Source organism: Pseudonocardia kunmingensis, assembly GCF_006716445.1.
GTDB lineage: Bacteria > Actinomycetota > Actinomycetes > Mycobacteriales > Pseudonocardiaceae > Pseudonocardia > Pseudonocardia kunmingensis.
The window spans coordinates 142,876-162,965 of the sequence record NZ_VFPA01000004.1 but is presented as its reverse complement, the minus strand read 5'-3'; the positions used below and the strand labels follow the sequence as shown (position 1 = coordinate 162,965).

At 73.9% G+C, this 20,090-nt stretch carries 18 protein-coding genes and 1 tRNA gene; 14 read left to right on the top strand and 5 right to left on the bottom strand.

Going from position 1 to position 20,090, the window contains the following annotated elements; all coding sequences use genetic code 11:
- From FB558_RS30550 to FB558_RS30525, 6 genes are all read left to right on the top strand, one after another.
- Entirely contained in the window at positions 1 to 900 is a 900-nt protein-coding gene (locus FB558_RS30550) for a UTP--glucose-1-phosphate uridylyltransferase (protein ID WP_142059558.1), read from the top strand.
- Between the two features lie 7 nt (positions 901 to 907).
- Positions 908 to 2,134, top strand: a complete 1,227-nt coding sequence (glp, locus tag FB558_RS30545) for a molybdotransferase-like divisome protein Glp (protein WP_142059556.1) — start codon at positions 908 to 910, stop codon at positions 2,132 to 2,134.
- An 8-nt stretch (positions 2,135 to 2,142) separates the two neighbouring features.
- The gene (locus FB558_RS30540; RefSeq protein WP_142059554.1) at positions 2,143 to 2,826 is read left to right on the top strand and encodes a GNAT family N-acetyltransferase; all 684 of its coding nucleotides are present in this window, start codon (positions 2,143 to 2,145) and stop codon (positions 2,824 to 2,826) included.
- Positions 2,827 to 3,975: 1,149 nt separating this feature from the next.
- Positions 3,976 to 4,941, top strand: coding sequence for a hypothetical protein (locus tag FB558_RS30535; protein ID WP_211366973.1), 966 nt, complete (start codon positions 3,976 to 3,978; stop codon positions 4,939 to 4,941).
- A gap of 42 nt (positions 4,942 to 4,983) precedes the next feature.
- Positions 4,984 to 5,056: transfer RNA gene (locus tag FB558_RS30530), tRNA-Ala, on the top strand.
- Positions 5,057 to 5,612: 556 nt separating this feature from the next.
- The gene (locus FB558_RS30525; protein WP_142059552.1) at positions 5,613 to 6,182 is read left to right on the top strand and encodes a hypothetical protein; all 570 of its coding nucleotides are present in this window, start codon (positions 5,613 to 5,615) and stop codon (positions 6,180 to 6,182) included.
- A gap of 21 nt (positions 6,183 to 6,203) precedes the next feature.
- On the opposite strand, the gene FB558_RS30520 is transcribed toward FB558_RS30525, so the two are convergent.
- Positions 6,204 to 6,824: a helix-turn-helix domain-containing protein gene (locus FB558_RS30520; RefSeq protein ID WP_142059550.1), complete on the bottom strand. Its 621-nt coding sequence runs from the start codon at positions 6,822 to 6,824 to the stop codon at positions 6,204 to 6,206.
- A gap of 109 nt (positions 6,825 to 6,933) precedes the next feature.
- Here FB558_RS30520 and FB558_RS30515 point away from each other — a divergent pair, with 109 nt between their 5' ends.
- Complete coding sequence (locus FB558_RS30515) at positions 6,934 to 7,830, top strand: EamA family transporter (RefSeq protein ID WP_170231605.1); 897 nt, start codon at positions 6,934 to 6,936, stop codon at positions 7,828 to 7,830.
- Positions 7,831 to 7,839: 9 nt separating this feature from the next.
- Here the strand turns inward: FB558_RS30515 and FB558_RS30510 are convergent, their stop codons facing one another.
- The gene (locus FB558_RS30510; protein ID WP_142059546.1) at positions 7,840 to 9,462 is read right to left on the bottom strand and encodes a dolichyl-phosphate-mannose--protein mannosyltransferase; all 1,623 of its coding nucleotides are present in this window, start codon (positions 9,460 to 9,462) and stop codon (positions 7,840 to 7,842) included.
- A gap of 23 nt (positions 9,463 to 9,485) precedes the next feature.
- Here FB558_RS30510 and rsmI point away from each other — a divergent pair, with 23 nt between their 5' ends.
- Genes rsmI through FB558_RS30490 form a run of 4 tightly spaced genes read left to right on the top strand, consistent with a single transcriptional unit; the run spans position 9,486 to position 13,673 of the window.
- Positions 9,486 to 10,340, top strand: a complete 855-nt coding sequence (gene rsmI / locus FB558_RS30505) for a 16S rRNA (cytidine(1402)-2'-O)-methyltransferase (protein ID WP_142059544.1) — start codon at positions 9,486 to 9,488, stop codon at positions 10,338 to 10,340.
- 48 nt (positions 10,341 to 10,388) lie between these two features.
- On the top strand, positions 10,389 to 11,465 hold the full coding sequence (locus tag FB558_RS30500) for a hypothetical protein (protein WP_142059542.1): 1,077 nt from the start codon (positions 10,389 to 10,391) through the stop codon (positions 11,463 to 11,465).
- On the top strand, positions 11,462 to 13,069 hold the full coding sequence (locus FB558_RS30495; RefSeq protein WP_142059540.1) for a vWA domain-containing protein: 1,608 nt from the start codon (positions 11,462 to 11,464) through the stop codon (positions 13,067 to 13,069). Before FB558_RS30500 ends, FB558_RS30495 begins: the two co-directional genes overlap by 4 nt.
- Positions 13,062 to 13,673, top strand: a complete 612-nt coding sequence (locus FB558_RS30490) for a hypothetical protein (RefSeq protein ID WP_142059538.1) — start codon at positions 13,062 to 13,064, stop codon at positions 13,671 to 13,673. The genes FB558_RS30495 and FB558_RS30490 overlap by 8 nt, the downstream gene beginning before the upstream one ends.
- Before the next feature lie 9 nt (positions 13,674 to 13,682).
- Here FB558_RS30490 and FB558_RS30485 read toward each other — a convergent pair whose 3' ends face one another.
- From FB558_RS30485 to FB558_RS30475, 3 genes are all read right to left on the bottom strand, one after another.
- Positions 13,683 to 14,618: a polysaccharide lyase family 7 protein gene (locus tag FB558_RS30485; protein ID WP_170231604.1), complete on the bottom strand. Its 936-nt coding sequence runs from the start codon at positions 14,616 to 14,618 to the stop codon at positions 13,683 to 13,685.
- A 352-nt stretch (positions 14,619 to 14,970) separates the two neighbouring features.
- Positions 14,971 to 16,167, bottom strand: a complete 1,197-nt coding sequence (locus tag FB558_RS30480; RefSeq protein ID WP_142059535.1) for a cation:proton antiporter — start codon at positions 16,165 to 16,167, stop codon at positions 14,971 to 14,973.
- Positions 16,164 to 16,643 carry a cation:proton antiporter regulatory subunit gene (locus FB558_RS30475; protein WP_142059533.1) on the bottom strand — a complete coding sequence of 160 codons (480 nt, stop codon included), beginning with the start codon at positions 16,641 to 16,643 and terminating at the stop codon, positions 16,164 to 16,166. Before FB558_RS30475 ends, FB558_RS30480 begins: the two co-directional genes overlap by 4 nt.
- A gap of 121 nt (positions 16,644 to 16,764) precedes the next feature.
- Here FB558_RS30475 and FB558_RS30470 point away from each other — a divergent pair, with 121 nt between their 5' ends.
- The 3 genes from FB558_RS30470 to FB558_RS30460 all read left to right on the top strand — a co-directional run bounded on the left by FB558_RS30470 (position 16,765) and on the right by FB558_RS30460 (position 20,035).
- On the top strand, positions 16,765 to 17,238 hold the full coding sequence (locus FB558_RS30470; RefSeq protein ID WP_142059531.1) for a Uma2 family endonuclease: 474 nt from the start codon (positions 16,765 to 16,767) through the stop codon (positions 17,236 to 17,238).
- 45 nt (positions 17,239 to 17,283) lie between these two features.
- Positions 17,284 to 19,077, top strand: a complete 1,794-nt coding sequence (gene metG, locus FB558_RS30465) for a methionine--tRNA ligase (RefSeq protein ID WP_142059529.1) — start codon at positions 17,284 to 17,286, stop codon at positions 19,075 to 19,077.
- Positions 19,078 to 19,153: 76 nt separating this feature from the next.
- Entirely contained in the window at positions 19,154 to 20,035 is an 882-nt protein-coding gene (locus FB558_RS30460) for a TatD family hydrolase (RefSeq protein WP_211366972.1), read from the top strand.
- The last annotated feature ends 55 nt before the right edge of the window (positions 20,036 to 20,090 follow it).

Below are 20,090 nucleotides of genomic sequence, written 5' to 3'. Positions count from 1 at the left end.
ATGAACGAGCCTGCGTACCGGGAGCTGCCGTTCCGCTCCGCGGTGGTCCCGGCCGCCGGCCTGGGCACCCGCTTCCTGCCCACCACCAAGACGGTGCCCAAGGAGCTCCTGCCGGTCCTCGACACCCCCGGCATCGAGCTCGTGGCCGCCGAGGCCGCCGAGGCGGGCGCAGAACAGCTGCTGATCGTCAGCTCGCCGGGCAAGGACGCGGTGGCCGAGCACTTCGCCGACTCGACCGAGCTGGAGGAGGAGCTCGCGGCGCGTGGCAAGGACGCCCTGGTCGCGAAGGTGCGTCGGGCGCACGAGCTGATCTCCGTGCAGACCGTCATCCAGGACGAGGCGAAGGGCCTCGGCCACGCCGTCGGCTGCGCGCGGCACGCGATCGGGCCCGACGAGCAGGCGTTCGCCGTGCTGCTGCCCGACGACCTCGTGCTGCCCACCGGAGTGCTCACCACGATGGCCGCCGTCCGCAAGCGGTACGGGGGCAGCGTGCTCTGCGCGTTCGACGTGCCGCGGGAGGAGATCTCGGCCTACGGCGTCTTCGACGTCACCGACACCGACGACGACGACGTCAAGCGCGTCCACGGGATGGTCGAGAAGCCCGAGCCCGCGCAGGCCCCCTCGACGTTCGCCGCGGCCGGGCGCTACCTGCTCGACCGCGCGGTCTTCGACGCACTCGACCGGATCACCCCGGGGTCGGGGGGCGAGCTGCAGCTCACCGACGCCGTCGCCCTGATGATCTCCGAAGGCCACCCGGTGCACGTCGTCGTGCACCGCGGCACGCGCCACGACCTCGGCAACCCCGCCGGGTACGTGCGCGCGTTCGTCGACTTCGCCCTCGACGACCCCGACCTCGGACCCGACCTGCGTGCCTGGCTGGCCGCCCGCCTGAAGGGTTGACACCGACGTGCGCACGGTCGACGAGCAGCTCCAGCGGGTCCTCGCCACCGCGGTGCGTCCCGCGCCGGTGCGGGTGGCGCTCTCGGACGCCCACGGACTGCGCTGCGCCGAAGAGGTCGTCTCCTCGCGCCCGCTGCCCGGGTTCGACCAGGCGGCGATCGACGGCTACGCCGTGCGCAGCGTCGACCTGGCAGGCGCGTCCCCCGACGAACCCGCGGCGATCCCGGTCGTCGGGGAGATCCCGGCGGGGTCGCGGCAGCCGTTGCGGCTCCAGCCCGGCCAGGCCGTCCGCGTCAGCGCCGGCGCGCCGCTGCCCACGCTCGCCGACGCCGTCGTGCCGATGGCGAACACCGACGCCGGCACCGCCCGCCTGAACGTCCACCAGGGCGTGCCCTCGGCGGCGTTCGTCCGGCGGATCGGCGAGGACGTGCAGCCCGGCGACGTCGCGGTGCGCCGCGATGCGGTGATCGGGGCCGCCCAGGTGGCGATGCTGGCCGCGACCGGCCGGGACAAGGTCCTCGTGCACCCCAAGCCGCGGGTCTCGGTGATCTCCGTCGGCGACGAGCTCGTGGACCCGGCCCGCACACCCGGCGCGGGCCAGGTGCCCGACGTCTGCTCGCCCGCCCTCGCCGCCGCCGCACGCGAGGCGGGAGCGGAGACGACGCGGCCCGGCCTCGTCCGCGGCGACGCGCGCGACGTCAGCGCCGCGATGCAGGACCGGCTCCCGTTCAGCGACGTGATCATCGTGTGCGGGGCCGTCGGCGGCGCGGCGGGCGCCGAGGTGCAGTCCGCGCTCGCCGGGCTCGGCGAGCTCGACACCACCCGCGTCGCCATGCACCCGGGCTCCACGCACGCGTTCGGCCGGCTCGGACCCGACGGCGTGCCCACCTTCCTGTTCCCGTCCTACCCGGCCACCGCGCTGCTGCTGTTCGAGGTGCTGGTCCGCCCGCTGCTGCGGATCGCGCTCGGCCGCAGCGACCCGCACCGGCGGATGCTCTCGGCGCGCCTCACCTCACCCGTCGTCTCGCAGCCCGGCAGGCGCGGCTACGTGCGCGGCCGGCTGCTGCGCGAGCAGGCCACCGGTGACTACCTCGTCCAGCCGATCGGCACGTCGGGCACGCACCTGCTGTCGTCGCTCGGTGAGGCCAACGGCCTGATCGTGCTCCCCGAGGACCTCACCGAGGCCACCGTCGACGAGATCGTCACCGTCGCGTTCCTGCCCGCCCCCGCCTGAGGACCCAGGTGGCGCACGCGTATCCCGGGCGGGCCCCCGCGCGCCACCCGGGCTGGCCGGCCCGGCTCGGGCCGCTGCGCGTCCGCGCCGGGGTGGTGGCCCTGCGCCCGGTGCGGCTCCGCGACGGTGCCGCATGGTCGGCCATCCGCATCCGCGACGAGCGCCACCTCGCCCCCTGGGAGCCGACGATGCCCGGCGGATGGGCCGAGCGGCACTCCCGCGGCGAGTGGCCGCCCCGGTGGATGCAGCTGCGCGCGGCCGGGCGCCGCGGCGCCGCGCTGCCGTTCGCGGTCACCCTGGACGACCGATTCGTCGGGCACGTCATGGTCGGCAACGTCGTGCGCGAGCCGCTCCTCTCGGCCTACGTCGGCTACTGGGTCGACTCCCGTGTCGCCGGCGGCGGTGTCATCACCGCGGCGGTGGCGCTCGTCGTCGACCACTGCTTCAGCCGCGTCGGCCTGCACCGCGTCGAGGCCACCGTCCGCCCGGAGAACGCGGCGAGCCTGCGGGTGCTGGAGAAGCTCGGGTTCCGGGAGGAAGGGCTGTTCCGGCGCTACCTCGACGTCGACGGGGCCTGGCGCGACCACGCCTGCTTCGCCCTCACCGCCGACGAGCTGCGCCCCGGTGGCCTGACCGCCCGCCTGGTCGCGGCAGGGCGCGCGGAGCGCGTGAGCGAGGCGCGTCCCCGGTAGTGCGGTGGCCGGGGAACGTGTCCGGTCGGTCCGCGACCACCGGTTGCGCCCGCCGACGCACCCCTTCTCCGCTGAGGCTCCCCGTCGACGGGTGGCGTGGGCTCAATCGGGGTGCGTGCGAGGACACGGGGGGCGCGAGCACCGCGGCCGCCCCTCCCGGGGGGTCCTGGCCCGTGGCGCGGGTTGCGGTGGGCGCGCCGTTCCCGGCTCGAGGCGAACTGCCCCACCCCGCGCCGAGCCGCCACTCGCAGTCGCCCCGGCGCCGTGCCCGCCCCGGTGTCGAGGTGGCCCGGTTGGCACAACTACCGAGTGACGTGGTCGCTCTGGCGGCCGTCCCCGACCGGGCCCAGGCCGGTTCACGACGAGCCCGTCGCTGCCGGGTGCCACTCATCCGGCTGCGGTGCCGTCCCCAACCCCATCGACACGGCCTTGATCAATGACGCAGGGACATGAGCCGCACCCCTGCAGCACATGTCCCGTTCCCGCCGATCAAGAGCGCCTGGACGGGCCACGGGCCGGACCGATGATCACCAGGACGGGATGGAACGGGACCACAGCCAGGTGCCCACCCACCCAGCAGCGACGGACTCGTCCGGAACAGGCCTGGGCCATGTCGGGGACGGCCGCCCGGCCGACCACGATATTCGGTACTTGGCCCAACCCGGCCACGTCGCCGACGGGAAGGGCAGGGGGAACCGGCCGACTGCGCCGAGGACCGGGCCAGGACGGGCGGCAGCGGTCGCGAGCCGGGAACGGCCCGCCCACAGAGCGTTTCCATGATCGTATCGACACCATGGGTCTGAGCTCGCGACCGGAGACCCATGACGTCGACCGGGTCCGCACAGGCGCGTTCCGCGGAACGCGCGAACGGCCATGATCGGCAGAAGTGGTGTCAGAGCGACAGATCCGTCGCCCTCACACCACTCCTGGCGATCATGCCGGCGAGGGGCTCTGACGTGCGGCTCACCCCGCGGGTCACCGCCGGTCGCCCCCGGGTCGCAGCGGCACGCGGGTGAACCTGGTCGCGTCGGCGCGTCGCTGCCCGATCCAGCCACCGATGCTCACTACCGTGGGCGGCGGGAGCGATCTTGGCCGGGGAGATCGGGACGCTCTTGTGACTGCGCCGTGGGGGAGGGGTAGGAGGCAGCCGTGCCGAGCTCGATGATCTTCGCGAGCCTGGTGGTGCTCTGGCTGCTGATCCTCGTCCCCGCGGTTGCGCGGCGCCGGCAGGAAGTGGCCCGGCCGAGCGTCGCCGCCCTCTCCGGGCGGGTGCTGGAGCGACCGCTGCAGCGCCAGAGCCCGGCCGCGGGCCGTGAACGGGAGGTGGACCGGATGGACGAGGTGGAGCGCGACACGACCCGCGACCACGGCGACGACCCCGGCTGGACCGAGGAGGAGCGCGACGACCGCCGCTGGGAGCGCCCGCCGCCGCGCTACCGCCCCGGCAGGGGCGGTTTCGACCCCGAGGCCGCCGCGATCGCCGCCCGGGCCCGCTACGCGTTCCGGCAGCGGGTCGTGCTCGCCATGCTGATCACCGCCGTCGTCACGGGCGTGATCGCCGCCGTCGCCCTCCCGGGGATGTGGTGGCCGCACGCCGCCGTCGACGTCGCGCTCGTCGGCTACCTCGTCTACCTGCGCCGCCAGGTCCGCCTCGAGGAGGCGATCCGGGAACGTCGCGCCGCCCGCATGGCCGGGACCCGCCGCACCGCCGCCGCCGACGACCCGGAGCTCGACTCCTGGGCGCGCCGCGGCCGCGACGTCACCCGGCCCGAGGGGGACGACCCCTACGCCGACGACGCCGACGCCCTCGACGACGCCTACGACGAGGACGCCTACGACGAGGACGACGACGAGAGCGGGCCCGACGACGACCTCCTCGACGAGGAACCCGAACGGATCCCCGGCACCGGCGAACCGCTGCGCCGCGCCCACGGCCGCGACGAGCCCGAGGACGACCCCACCGACGGCGAGCCCGCCCTGCCGCGGCTTCGCCCCGCCCCACCCCCCGCGCTCCCCGCCGGCACCGCCCTGGTCGAGGCCGACGAGGACGACCCCGACCTGTACGACCTCGACGGCCCCGCCCGTCCCGACTACCGCCGTGCAGCAGGCGAATGACCCCCTGATAAGGTCGTCACGTCCGGCGGGAACGCCGGGCACGGGGCTGTGGCGCAGTTGGTAGCGCGACTCGTTCGCATCGAGTAGGTCAGGGGTTCGATTCCCCTCAGCTCCACCCGATAGGTGAGGTGTACTCGCGGAGGGCGCTCGTCCTCCTCGTGTGTTGCATCCCCTCTGGGGGGCCTAGCCCCCCAGACCCCCAGCCGGAGGGCTCCGCCCCCGGACCCCCATCCTCCGCTGGTCCTGATCTGCCTTCGGGTTCCTGATCTGCCTCCGCTGGTCCTGATCTGCCTTCGGGTTCCTGATCTGTCCTCGGGTTCCCGATCTGCGTGCGTCTGTCTCGTCGGGTTCCTGATCTGCGTACGTCCGTGGCGTCGGTTCCTATCTGCTCGGCTCCGGTTCCGATCCGGCTCCCGAGTGCACATCGTTCTTGTGACGAACGGCACTTTCGTCGGTACCTAGCCGACGAAGGTGCCGTTCGTCGGGTGGGGGACGGGGTCGTCCTGCGACAAGCGAAGGCCCGCCCCGGGGCGTGGGGCGGGCCTTCGTGGCCGAGGTCGTCGGCGCTGACCCCGCACGCGGGGCTGTGGAGGGGGTCGTACCACCGGGTGCTCGTGTTACGGGTGCCTGCTCCGCGCTGCGCCGTTCCCCCGATCGGGCAGGATGCTCGCGTGCCTCGACTGCGCCGCGCCGTCGTCCTCGCCGCCTGCGCCGTGCTCGTCGGTGCGCTGGCCGGGCTCGCCGTCGCCGACCCCTTCCACCTCCGGCACATCCGCTGGTTCACCGCGGGGCTGGTGCTGCTCGCGGTGCTGCTGGTGACCGCGGCGTTCGCGGTGGTGGCGCGGCGGGGGGTGCTGCGGGTGTTCGTGCTGGTCGTCGGGGGGATCGCCGCGTTGGGGTGGGTGGCGGTCGTCGCGCTGGCCGACCAGGTGAGCGTCGAGAACCGCGAGGTGTCCGAGGTGGCCGATGGCGACCGCCGGCTCGTCGTCGTCGAGGGCGCCCTCGGGGCGATCGACCCCGTCTACGCGGTGGTGCTGCGGTCGGGCGGCGGGCCGTTCGAGCAGGAGACCGTGGTCTACCAGGGCGTCGAGGCCGCGCCGGCGCCCGCGGAGGTCCGGTTCGTCGACCCTGACACCGTCGAGGTGCGCACGGGGGCCGGCTGCGCCTACCGGTCCGAGGTCGAGGCGGTCACCCTCGCCGTCGACCCCGTCCACCGCCCGCTGCGCGCCGACGGCTGCTGACCGGCCGAGCGCCCGCACCGATCAGGGTGGAGGGAGTTCGGCCTCGGCGATGCTGGTCGGCGGGACGAGGCCGGCGTCGCCCGGCTGCAGCACCACCATGACGAAGCGGACGGGGCCGTCGCCCACGCCCGCGTAGCGGTGCGGAGCGTGGGCCTGGAACAGCACCGTGTCGCCCGCGTCCAGCTGCTGCTCGGTGGACCCGACCCGCAGCCCGAGCTGCCCCGACAGCACCGACAGCACCTCCTGGGTGCCCATCGGGTGCGCCTCGCCGTCGAAGCCGTCACCGGGCTGCAGCGTCCAGTCCCACAGCTCGACGACGTCGGGCGGGTCGGTCCCGATCCGGAACACCGCGTTGCTGCCCGCCGCGCTGCTCCACAGCCGCGCGGCCTCGGCCGCCCGCCGCACCACCACCCGAGGTTCCGCGTCGCCGTCCACCAGCGACGCGACGCCGACGCGGAGGGCCGCGGCCAGCCCGACGAGCGTGCCGATGCTCGGGTTGCCCCGCGCGGTCTCGATCTGGATGACGGTGCCGCGGCTGACGCCGGCCGCGGCGGCGAGCGCGTCGATCGTCATCCGGCGCTGCTGCCGCAACGCCCGGACGTTGCGGCCGACCGCGGTGGCGACCTCCTCGGAGGACTGCATGCGGACAGTCTGCCGTACCGCGAGGAATAGTTGGTTGTACTTCGGCGGACGCGTCGGCTAGCGTCCAGTGCACTGTCCTTCCTGGTGCGCTGTGATGAACCGAGGTCGCATGTCCGTTCCCGTCGCGCTGCCCGCCGCTCTCACCTACGGGGTCGCCGACTTCGCCGGTGGCCTGGCCGCCCGCCGCGCGCCGGTGCTCGTCGTCACGGCCGCCGCGCAGGCGGCCGGTTTGCTCAGCCTGCTGCCGGTCGTCGGGCTCGTGGCCGGGCGGCCCTCGTCGGCGGCCCTCGTGATCGGGGCGCTGGCCGGTGTCGCCGGGGCGAGCGGGCTGCTGCTCTACCTGCGCGCGCTCGCGGTGGGGCCGATGGGCGTGGTCGCGCCGCTGTCCGCGGTGATCAGCGCGGGGCTGCCGCTCGTGGTCGGGCTGCTGGGCGGCGAGCTGCTCGGTCCCGTCGCGGTGCTCGCGATCGGGCTGGCGCTGGTGGCCATCCTGCTGGCGACCGCGGGCACCCGCCGGGACGCCGCCGCGAGCACCGGGCTGCTGCTGGGGCTGGCGGCGGGCGCGGGGTTCGGCCTGTTCTTCGTGGGCCTGGACGCCACGCCGCCGGACTCCGGGCTGTGGCCGCTGCTCGCCGGCCGGGTCGTGTCGGTCACCCTGCTCCTCGGGCTCGTGCTGCGCCACCGCCTACCGCTGCCCACCCGCACCCGGGTCGCGAGCCTCGCATCCGAGCCGGGCGAGTCCCCCGTTCCGACGGTGCGAGCGGCCCGCCCGCGCACGCCCTGGCGGCTGATGGTCGTCAGCGGGGTGTGCGACACGCTCGCCAACGTGCTGTTCCTGGTGGCGACCCGGCTCGGTGACCTCGCGATCAGCGCCGTGGTGGTGTCGCTCTACCCCGTGGTGGTCGTCGTGCTGGCCCGCGTGCTGCTCTCCGAGCGGCTCACGCGCACGCAGCTGCTCGGCGCCGGGCTCGCGCTCGCGGCGAGCGTGCTGCTCGCGGTAGCCTGAGCGGCCCGCTCAGGCGCGCCAGGACGGCAGCCACAGCTGCGCGTCCCACATCTCGGGCGTGATCGGCGCGCCCACCAGGATCGGCCACAACCAGAGGAAGTTCGCGACGGCCGCACCGGTCCAGAGGCCGACGACCAGCAACCCGGTCTGGCGGCGCTCCTTCCCGGCGGCCGCAGGGCCGAGGATCTCGCCCATCACCAGCACCGTGGCGAGCACCAGGAACGGCGCGACCGGCGCCATGTAGAAGTAGTACATCTGCCGCTCGAGGTTGGCGAACCACGGCAGGATGCCGGCGGCGTAGGCGAGCAGCACCGCGCCGTAGCGCCAGTCGAAGCGCGTGAGCAGGCGCCACAGCGCGAACGCCAGCACCACGAGGGCGGGCCACCACAGCGCGGGCGTGCCGATCAGCATCACCGCGCTCACGCACTCGGTGGTGCCGCAGCCGCTGACCTGCTCGCCCGACGCGTAGTGGTAGAGCATCGGACGCAGCCCCATCGGCCACGTCCACGGCTTCGACTCCCACGGGTGCGCCCCGCTGGAGCCGGTGGTCAGGCCGCTGTGGAACTCCAGCACCTTGCTGCTGTAGTACCAGAGCGAGCGCAGGGCGTCGGGCATCCAGGACCACGGGCCGTCCGCGCCGACCTCGGTTCCCACCACGTACCGGTCGGTGGCGGTCTCGCTGCGGAACCACCCCCACCACGCCGAGAGGTACGCGAGCACCGGCACGAGGGCCAGCGCCCACAGCGCAGGCGGGAGGTCGCGGCGCAGCGTGCCGACCCACGGCCTGCGCACGCCGGCCGCGCGCCGGGCCGAGAGGTCCCAGATCACGACGAGCAGGGCGAACGCCGCCACCCAGTACGACCCGGACCACTTGACGGCGCAGCCCCAGCCCAGCAGCGCGCCGGCGAGCAGCCGCCACCAGCGCACCCCCAGCCGCGGCCCGTACGGGCTGTCGTCGACGCGACCCTCGGTGACCACGAGAGCCATGCGGGCGCGCACGTCGTCGCGGTCGCAGAGCAGCGCCGCGAACGCGGCGAGCACGAAGAACGCCGAGAACGAGTCGAGCATCCCCATGCGGGACTGCACGTGCGACATCCCGTCGCAGATCAGCAGGACGCCGGCGAGCCCGCCGAGCAGGGTGGAGCGCGTGAGCCTGCGCGCGACGCGCACCACCAGCAGCACCGTGAGCACGCCGGCGAGCGCCGAGGCCGCGCGCCAGCCGAAGCCGTCGTAGCCGAAGAGCATCTCGCCGAGTGCGATCAGCTGCTTGCCCAGGGGCGGGTGCACCACGAGCTCGTAGCCCGGGTTGTCCTCCACGCCGCCGTTGCGCAGGATCTGCCAGGCCTGCGGGACGTAGTGCTTCTCGTCGAAGATCGGGGTTCCCGCGTCGGTGGGCCGCCCGAGGCCCGTGAACCGCACCGCTCCCGCCACGAGCGCGAGGACGACGGTGACGACCCAGCCGCGCAGCCGGTCGGTGGGTGGCGGGGGACCGAGCACCGCCGTCGGGTCGAGGGGGCGCGGCCGGTGGACCGGGACGGGGCCGAGGGGCCGGACGCCCGTGGCGGGCGGGTCCTGTCCGCCGGCCGGGGTGGCCGGGCCGGGCGGCGAGCCGTCGGCGGTGCGGGTGGCCACGCCGACGATCGTAGGCTGTGGTCGTGTCCCAGGGGTCAGGCGTCGGAGCGTTGGTTCTCGCGGCGACGCCGCTCGGCGACGCGCGGGACGCGTCCGACCGGCTGCGCGAGGCCATGGGCACGGCGGACGTCATCGCGGCCGAGGACACCCGCAGGTTCCGCTCGCTCGCGGCGGCGCTGGGCGTCGCGGTCACCGGGCGGGTGATCAGCCACTACGACGCCGTTGAAGCCGCGCGCCTGCCCCGCCTGCTCGACGACGTGCGCGCCGGGCGCACGGTGCTCGTCGTGACCGACGCCGGGATGCCGGCGGTGTCCGACCCGGGGTACCGGATCGTCGCGGCGGCCGCGGCCGAGGACCTGCCGGTCACGTGCCTGCCCGGGCCGTCCGCGGTGACGACGGCGCTGGTGCTGGCCGGGGTGCCCGCCGAGCGGTTCTGCTTCGAGGGTTTCGCCCCGCGCCGGGACGGCGAGCGCCGCCGCTGGCTTGCCGGGCTGGTGGGCGAGGCGCGAGCGGTCGTGTTCTTCGAGTCACCGCACCGGCTCGCCGAGACGCTCGCCGTGGCCGCCGAGGTGCTGGGCGCGGACCGGGCGGGCGCGGTGTGCCGGGAGCTGACGAAGACCTACGAGGAGGTCCGGCGCGGGCCGCTGGGCGAGCTCGCGGGGTGGGCGGCCGACGGACCCGTGCGGGGTGAGATCACCGTGGTGCTGGCGGGCGCCGCGCCCACGGCGGCGCCGAGCGTCGAGTCGCTGGTCGGCGCGGTGCACGAGCGGGTGGCCGACGGCGAGCGGCTCAAGGACGCGGTCGCCGCCGTGGCGGTGGCAGCAGGGGTGCAGAAGCGCAAGCTGTACGAGGCGGCGCTGGCGAACCGTCCCCAGTAGCTGGTTGCTGTTCACAGGGCGTTCATCGCCCTCCGCTTGGATGCCGCCATGCGCCGGCGGCGGGTCCTCAGCTGGTTCCTCGCCGTCGTCCTGCTCGGGGTGCTCGGCTTCGTGGTGCTGCGGGACGTCCGCGCGGACGAGGCCCCGCCCGTGACGAGCGTGACGGGCGTGATCGGCTCCGAGAAGGTGGCGTTCTTCGCCGACGAGCGCGTGCGGGAGGTGCTGCGCGGCCACGGCATGGAGGTCCGCGTCGACCCGGCGGGCTCGCGCCAGATCGCCACCACGGTGGCCCTGGGCGGCTACGACTTCGCCTTCCCCTCCAGCTCGCCCGCCGCGGACAAGCTGCTGGTCTCGCACCCCGGCGTGCGGACCTACGCGCCGTTCTCCTCCCCGATGGCGGTGGCCACCTTCGCCCCGATCGTCGACCTGCTCACCCGCGCGGGAGTGGTCGCATCCGACGGCACGACGTTCGACGTGGCCCGCTACCTCGAGCTCGCCCGCTCCGGCACGCGCTGGGACCAGCTGCCCGGCAACACCTCCTTCCCGGCCCGCAAGGACGTGCTGCTGTCGACGACGGCGCCGTGCCAGTCCAACTCCGCCGCGATGTACCTGGGGATCGCGACGTACGTGTCCAACGCCGACTCGGTGGTGGCCGACGCCGCGGGTGTCGCGGCGGCCGTGCCGGCCGTCCAGCCGCTGTTCCGCGACCAGGGGTACCTGCCCCCGACCACCGAGGTGCTGTTCGAGGACTACCTGTCGGCAGGGATGGGCCGGGTGCCGATGGCGCTGGTGTACGAGGCGCAGTACCTGGCCGAGGCGCTCTCCACGGACCCGGTCCTGCCGCCCGACGCCCGCCTGCTCTACCCGAGCCCGACGATCTTCTCGCGGCACACGCTCGTGCCGCTCACGCCCGCGGGGGAGCGGGTCGGGGAGCTGCTGACCTCCGACCCGCGCCTCGCCGCGCTCGCGGCGGAGCACGGTTTCCGGCCCACCGACCCCCGGCCGTTCGCGGCGGCCTTCTCCGACCGGGGGCTGCCGGAGCCGCCGGCGCTCGTCGACGTGGTCGAGCCGCCGTCGTTCGACACGCTGGAGGGGATGTTGAGCAGTCTCGGGTGCACCCCGTGAGGTGGCACGCCGTCACGGCGGCGGTTCTCGTGCTGGCGGCCGGGTGCACGAGCACGGCGGTCCCGGGTACCGGCGGGTCCGGTGACCCGGTGACCCTGCGGGTCCTCGCGGGCAGCGAGCTCGCCGACCTCGCGCCCGTCCTCGAAGAGGCGGCCGAGGCCACCGGTGTGCGGGTCGAGCTCGACCCGGTGGGCACGCTCGACGGGGCCGAGGCCGTCGCCTCCGGTGCGGCCGCGACCGACCACGACGCGATCTGGTTCTCCTCCAACCGCTACCTCGCGCTGCGGCCCGAGGCGCAGTCGCGCCTCGGCACGGCCACGGACATCATGTCCTCGCCCGTCGTGCTCGGGCTGCGCCGCTCGGTCGCGGAGCGGCTCGGGTGGGTGGGCCGGCCCGTCACCTGGGCGGAGATCGCGGGGGCCGCCGGCGCCGGCGCGTTCACCTACGGCATGACCGACCCGTCCGCGTCCAACTCGGGGTTCTCGGCGGTGGTCGCCGTCGCCACCGCGCTGGTGGGCGCCGGATCGGCGCTCTCGGTCGAGCAGGCGGAGTCGACGGCCCCCGGGCTGCGCGACTTCTTCGGCGCCCAGCGGCTCGCCGCCGGGTCGTCGGGCTTCCTGCAGGACGCGTACGTCCGCCGCGCCAGCGGAGCGGCGCCGGGCGAGCCCGTCGACGGTGTGATCAACTACGAGTCCGTGCTCCTGGCGATGAACGCCTCCGGCGAGCTCCCCGAGCCGCTCGAGCTGATCCACCCCGCCGATGGCGTGGTCACCGCCGACTACCCGTTCACCGTGCTCGCCACGGCCTCCCCGGAGGCGCGGGACGCGCACCGCATGCTCACCGAGCACCTGCGCACGCCGGAGGTCCAGCGGGCGATCGCGGAGCGCACGCACCGCAGGCCCGCGGTGCCGGGCGTCGCCGCGGCCCCGCCCGCCACGGCCGTCGAGCTGCCGTTCCCGGCGCAGGCCGAGGTCGTCGACGCGCTGCTGGGCACCTACTTCGACAAGCTGCGCCGCCCGTCGCGCACGATCTACGTGCTCGACACCTCCGGGTCGATGGAGGGCGACGAGCGGATCGGCGCCCTGCGGCGTTCCCTGGCGGGCCTCGCCGGAGCCGACCCGTCGCTCACGGCGCAGTTCCGGCGGTTCCGGGGCCGTGAGGAGGTGACGCTGCTGCCGTTCGCCACCGTGCCCGCCCCACCCCTGACGTTCACGGTGGCCGAGGACGATGCGGGCCCGGACCGGCAGCGGATCGCCGACGCCGGAGCGGCGCTGCAGCCCGGTGGCGACACCGCGATCTACGACGGCCTCGAGGCGGCCTACCGGGTGGCGGCCCGGCAGATCGCGGCCGACCCCGACCGCTTCACCTCGATCGTGCTGATGACCGACGGCGAGAACACCACCGGGGGCGACCTCGCCGGGTTCCGCGCCTTCGCCGGGTCCCGGCCGGCGCCGCTGCGCGACGTGCCGGTGTTCTGCGTGCTGTTCGGCGAGTCCGACGTCGACGAGATGGACGAGGTCGCGCAGCTCACCGGCGGCCGCACCTTCGACGCGCGCACCGCGGACCTCGCCTCCGTGTTCCAGGAGATCCGGGGCTATGTCTGACCCGGCGGGCGCGGTCCGCCGCTACCTCGGCTCGCGGAAGAACATCGCGGGGATGACCGGCGCGCTGGCCGGCGTGGGGCTGCACGTCGCCGGCGTCGTCGGGGACGTCTGGCCGGTGGTGGCCGTCGGCCTGTACGGGGTCGGCGCGCTGGTCGGGCCGGCCGATCCGGTGCCCGAGCCGGCTGCTGAGCCGCGCCTGACCGACGTGCTGCGCGGCGAGGCCGACGCCCTGCTCGACCGCGCCGCCGCACGGGACCGGGAGCTGCCGGTCGGCGCGCTCACCCTCGTCCGCAGGATCGTGCGCACCGTCCGGCTCGTCCTGGACCGCCTCGACGAGGTGGCCGACCGGGAGGTCGACCGGATCGCCGCACCCGAGCGCCTCGCCCGTGCCGCCGAGATCGTGCGCGTCGACGTGCCGGCCTGCCTCGACACCTACCTGGGGCGGGCGCCGTCGACCCCGGCCGAGCACGCGGCGCGGGAGCTCCGCACCCAGCTGGAGCTGGTGGTCGCCGGCGCGGACGGCCTCGCGGCCCAGGTCCCCGACGTCCACGCCCAGCGCGCCGAGGACCTGACCCGCGAGATGCGCCGCCGCCACGAGGGGTGAGGGCCGCGGTCAGCTGCTGTGGCTGATCTTCAGGTCGTAGATCACGACCTGGCCCTCGTCCGAGCTGGAGGCGCCCTTCTCGGTGTTGGAGTTGACGTAGGCGCCGGCCTTGAAGTAGCTCTCCGCGCCGTAGATGGGCAGGTCGGCCTTCAGCTCGCCGTTGTGCCACACCTTCACGTGCCCGTCAGACGACTCGATCTTCACGCGGAACCGCTCGCCCAGCCGGTAGGAGTCGTCGAGGACGACGTCCTTCTTCCCGTCGGCGTACTTGACGGTGAGCTCGCTGCCGGAGAGGTGGATCTGCATGACGTCGTCGTCGCCGCCGTGGATCTGACCGGCGATGACGTCGGGCTTCGTCGAGGGCGTCTTCGTGATGGCCTGGTCGAGCTCCATCACGTGGGTGCCGGAGCGGCCGTCCCAGCTGGCCTTCTCGGAGCCGTCCATCTCGCGCAGCTCCGAGCGCGGGTACTTGCTGTTCTTCGTGGTGACGCCACCGGCGTTCGCCGTGAAGACGATGCCGTCCTTCGAGTCGTTGAGGGTGAAGTACTCGCTGTCGTAGGTGTCGAGCTCGGAACCCTCGACCGTGTCCGGGCTGCCCTCGTTGCCCGTCGGCAGCGTGAGGTACCACTTGCTCGGGTCGATGAGCTCGCCGGCGAACTTGCTGGCCTTGCGCAGCGCGGCCGCGGCGGGCGCCTCGGACTCCTCGGAGCTCTCGCCCTCGCCCTCGCCCTCCTCGGCCGGCTCCTCCGTGCTCGTGGGCTCGGGGGTGGGCTCGGTGGGTTCGGCGGACTCGTCGTCGGGGGCGTCGAGCACCGGCAGCGTGGGCGCCGGGGGGAGGATCGCCAGGTCGTCCGAGGCGAGGTCGACACCCGCGTCGGACTCCGGGGCGCCGAGGACGCCGTTCAGGGAGAGCGCGCTGCCGACGACGGCGATGACGGCCGCCACGGCGACGAACAGCGCAGCACTGCGATGGGAGGGGGCGCGAACGCCTCGCGTGACACTCGCGTCGTGATCCCGGACCGGGCGCGCCTGGCGGCGTGCCGGTCGGGGGGTGCGCGGGTGCCGGCCTTCGGGGGAGCGATGCCGGGACACGAACCTGCCTTCCGGAGCGACGACCGGTCCGGCGGACGCCCGGCTCGGGGATGCCGGCGGGTGGGGAGGCCCGTGTCCGTTTCGTGACCGATCCTGTCGCAGGGAAAGCTATCGGCGAGAGCATGATCGGTTGCCTGCGCGCCGGTGAGAGGAATGATCTCTGCGATGAGCGGTCCGGCCATTAGGCCGATCGGCGTAGTTGGGGTCAGTTGCCGGCCGACGGAGCGGGTGCCGTCGACGGGCGCCGGGCGCGGACCCAGCGCGCCGCGGGCTCGACGAGCCGCGCCGCGACCGGTCCGATCACGGCCATGAGGAGCACGTAGGTGGTGGCCAGCGCGGCCAGCCGCGCGTCCACGGCGGTGAAGCCGACGGCGAGCCCGGCGATGACGATCGAGAACTCCCCGCGGGCGACGAGCGCGGCACCCGCCCGGGCCCGGCCGAGGGGGCCGATCCCGACCTGCCGCGCCGCCCACCAGCCGGTGGCCAGCTTGGTGAGCGTGGTGACCAGGGCGAGCACGACGGCCCAGCCGAGCACCGGGGGGATCGACGCCGGGTCGGTGTTCAGGCCGAACACCACGAAGAACACGGCGGCGAACAGGTCGCGCAGCGGCTCGAGCAGCTTCGTGGCGTTCTCCGCCGTCGACCCCGAGATCGCGATCCCCAGCAGGAACGCGCCGACGGCGGCGGACACCTGCATCGCCGAGGCGAACCCGGCCACGAGCAGGGCGAGCCCCAGCACCTTGAGCAGGAAGACCTCGCGGTCCGGGGAGTCCACCACCGCCGAGACGAACCGGCCGTAGCGCAGCGCCACGACGAGCACCACGGCGAGCACCGCGACCGAGACCGCCACCGCGGTGAGGCCGCCCAACAGCGTCACGCCGACCAGGACGGCGGTGAGGATCGGCAGGTAGAGCGCCATCACGAGGTCCTCGAACACGAGGATCGACAGCACGACCGGGGTCTCGCGGTTACCGAGCCTGCCGAGGTCGCCCAGCACCTTGGCGACGATCCCGGACGAGGAGATGTAGGTGACCCCGCCCATCACGAGCGCGCCGATCGGGCCCCACCCCAACAGCAGCGCCACCGCCGCGCCGGGCGCGGCGTTGAGGACGATGTCGAGGATGCCGGCGGTCCAGGAGCGGCGCATCCCGCTGATCAGCTCGGTGGCGGAGTACTCGAGGCCGAGCAGCAGGAGCAGCAGGACGACGCCGACCTCGCCCGCCAGCGCGGTGAAGCCCTCGATGCCGTGCAGCGGCACGACACCGCCGGTGCCGAAGAACAGGCCGCCGAGCAGGTAGAGCGGGATCGGGGACAGGCCGATGCGCCCGGCGAGGCGGCCGAGCAGGCCCAGACCGAAGAAGACGGCCCCGAGCTCGATCAGCTCCAGTGCGGTCTGGCTCATCCGCCCCGCTTGAGGATCTTGATGGCGCTCTCCAGACCCTCGGCGGTGCCGACGGTGACCATCAGGTCGCCCTCGGTCAGCGTGAAGTCGGGCGTCGGGCTCGGGTGCACCTGACCGGCGCGCATCACGGCGACGACCGAGACGCCGGTGCGCGTGCGCAGCGCCGTGTCGCCGAGGGTGCGGCCGTCGAACGGCATCCCGACCGGGATCTGGCGCGTGTGGATCCCGGGGAGGTCGCGGTGCTCCTCGGTGAGCTGGGCGACGAGCTGCGGCGCGCCCAGCAGGTTCGCCAGCGCACCCGCCTCGTCGGCGGTGAGCGGCAGCTCGGCGAGACAGGCGTCCGGATCATCCGATTTCGACACGATCAGATCGATCTTGCCGTCACGGTGCGTGACGACCCCGATCCGCCTGCCGTTGCGCAGCCCGAAGTCCTTGCGCACGCCGATCCCCGGCAGGGGGGTGACCTCCACGTTCACGTTTTCACACTAGCCGCCGCTACCGTCTGGCCATGCGGGTCGTGATGTACGAGGCGCCGCCGGACGTCGAGGCGATGCTCGCCGAGCGTCGACGGCTGGGTCTGGACAAGCGCGACGAGATGTGGGACGGGGTACTGCACATGGTTCCGCCGCCGGGTGGGCCACACCGGATGTTCGTCGGGGACTTCTACTCGATGATCCATCCGGTCGCGGGCAGCGCGGCCTTGTCGCCCTTTACGAGACCGGGTTGTACCGAGCAAGTCGCGACTACCGGGTTCCCGACATGGTGTTCGTTCGGCGCGAGCATCTTTCCGATCGAGGCGTGGAAGGTGCCGAGCTCGTCCTCGAGATCCGCTCGCCCCGGGACGAGACCTACGACAAGATTGACTTCTACGGCCGGATGGCCGTCGCTGAGATGATCGTCGTTCACCCGGAGGAACGGCGTGTCGAGCTGTTCCGCGCTGTCGGGGGTCGGCTGGTACCTGTGCAGTCGGGGCCTGACGGTGTACTCGGGTCCGAGGTGCTCGGGATCACCCTGCGCACCGTCGACGGCAAGCTCGAGATCACCTGGGACGGCGGCTCCGCCACCGTCTGACCGGGTGCGGAAACCCGGCTGTGGCCCGGGCATAGGCTGGAGCGCATGAGCTCCCACGTGCTGACCGCCGTGGCCTGGCCCTACGCCAACGGCCCCCGGCACATCGGCCACGTCTCCGGCATCGGTGTGCCCTCCGACGTGTTCTCCCGCTACCAGCGCATGGTCGGCAACCGGGTGCTCATGGTCTCGGGCAGCGACGAGCACGGCACCCCGATCCTGGTGCAGGCCGAGAAGGAGGGCCTCACCCCGCAGCAGACCGCGGACAAGTACCACCGGGTGATCTCGGAGGACCTGCGCGGGCTCGGCGTCACCTACGACCTCTACACGCGCACCACCACCGGCAACCACGCCGACGTCGTGCAGCAGATCTTCCTGGCCCTGCACCGCAACGGCTACGTGGTGCCCAGGACCACCACCGGGGCGATCAGCCCGTCCACCGGGCGCACCCTGCCCGACCGCTACGTCGAGGGCACCTGCCCGATCTGCGGCTACGACGGCGCGCGCGGCGACCAGTGCGACAACTGCGGCAACCAGCTCGACGCCGCCGACCTCATCAACCCGCGGTCGCGCATCAACGGCGAGGTGCCGCGGTTCGTCGAGACCGAGCACCTCTTCCTCGACCTGCCCGCGTTCACCGAGTCGCTCGGCAAGTGGCTGTCCACCAAGACCGGGTGGCGGCCCAACGTCCTCAACTTCACCCGCAACCTCGTCGACGACATGCGCCCGCGGCCGATCACCCGGGACCTGGACTGGGGCGTCACGATCCCGCTCGACGGGTGGCGCGACCAGGGGCTCAAGAAGTTCTACGTCTGGTTCGACGCGGTGATCGGCTACTTCTCCGCGAGCGTGGAGTGGGCGCGGCGCACCGGCGACGCCGACGCCTGGAAGGCGTGGTGGAACGACCCGGACGCCGAGCACGTCTACTTCATGGGCAAGGACAACATCACCTTCCACGCCCAGATCTGGCCCGCGCTGCTGCTCGGGCACAACGGCCACGGTGACCACGGCGGCGAGCCGGGGCCCTACGGCGTGCTGGACCTGCCCACGGAGATCGCCTCCAGCGAGTTCCTCACGATGAGCGGGTCGAAGTTCTCCACCTCGCGCGGCACCGTGATCTACCTGCACGACTTCCTGCGCGAGTTCGGCGCCGACAGCCTGCGTTACTTCATCTCCGCCGCCGGCCCCGAGACGCAGGACGTCGACTTCACGTGGGACGAGTTCGTCCGCCGCGTGAACTTCGAGCTGGCCAACGAGTGGGGCAACCTCGTCAACCGCTCGATCTCGATGGCGCACAAGAACAACGGCGGGGTCCCGGCGCCCACCCGCCCGGCGGCCGCCGACGCCGAGCTGCTCGCCGTGTCGAAGGCGGCGTTCGACACGGTCGGCGCGCACGTGGCGCGCTCGCGCTTCCGCGCGGGTCTCGCCGAGGCGATGAAGGTCGTCTCGGCGGCCAACCGGTACCTGTCCGACCAGGAGCCGTGGAAGCTGAAGGACGACCCGGAGCGCCGCGACGCCGTCCTGCACACGGCGCTGCAGGTCGTCCAGGACGCCAACACCCTGCTCACGCCGTTCCTGCCGCACTCGGCGCAGCAGGTGCACGAGGCGCTGGGCGGCACCGGCGTGTGGGCGGCGCAGCCGGAGCTGCAGGACGTGCCGGACCTGGACGTCCCGGGCCGGGTCAACCCGATCCTCACCGGCGACTACACCCGCGAGCAGGCCCGCTGGGGGTCCACGCCGATCGAGGTGGGCCGTCCACTGGCGAAGCCGAACCCGATCTTCAAGAAGCTGGACCCGGAACTGGGCGAGACGGGCCCGGACTGGGCTCCGATCGCGAAGTGAGCCCCACCGATCACAACGAACGGCACTCTCGTCGGCTAGGTAGCGACGAAAGTGCCGTTCGTCGGGTGGGGGAGTGGTGAGCGCGCACGGGCGGCGGGAGGCGCCGCCTCCGCCCGAGCCCCTGGGTGCTTCCACCGTCGACTCGCACACCCACCTCGACGCCTGCGGTTGCGTCTCCGCGGCCGACGTGCGTGCCGCGCTCGACCGGGCTGCCGCGGTGGGGGTCACGCGGGTCGTCACCGTCGCCGACGACCTGCCCTCGGCCCGCTGGGTGGTGCGGGCGGCGCACTGGGACGAGCGCGTCGCCGCCGCCGTCGCGCTGCACCCCACGCGCACCGCCGCGCTCACCGCGGACGACCACGCCGAGATCGAGCGCCTCGCAGGCGACCCCCGCGTCGTCGCCGTGGGGGAGACCGGCCTGGACTACTACTGGGACCACTCGCCGCCGGAGGCGCAGCAGGCGGAGTTCCGGTGGCACATCGACCTCGCGAAGCGGCTCGGAAAGCCGCTGATGATCCACGACCGGGAGGCCCACGACGACGTGCTGCGCATCCTGCGCGAGGAGGGCGCGCCGGACGTCGTGGTGTTCCACTGCTTCTCCGGCGACGCCGCCATGGCGCGCGAGTGCGCCGACGCCGGCTTCGTGCTCTCGTTCGCCGGCCCGGTCACGTTCCGCAACGCCCGGACGCTGCAGGAGGCGGCCGTCGTCGTGCCCGAGGAGCAGCTGCTCGTCGAGACCGACGCGCCGTTCCTCACCCCGCACCCCCACCGGGGGCGCGCCAACGAGCCGTACTGCCTGCCCTGGACCGTTCGAGGCCTGGCCGACCTGCGCGGGGTGCCCGCCGCGCGGCTGGCGGAGAGCGCGAGGCGCAACGCCGAGCGGGTCTTCCGACTCGGTGAACTGCCGCCCGTCGCGGTGCCCTCGGCGCCGGGCGCGGGCCCGGCGCGCTCGGCGTAGCGGGTAGGCCGTTCGGCGCTGACCCGGTGCCGGGGTTGGCACCGAGCGCTCACGG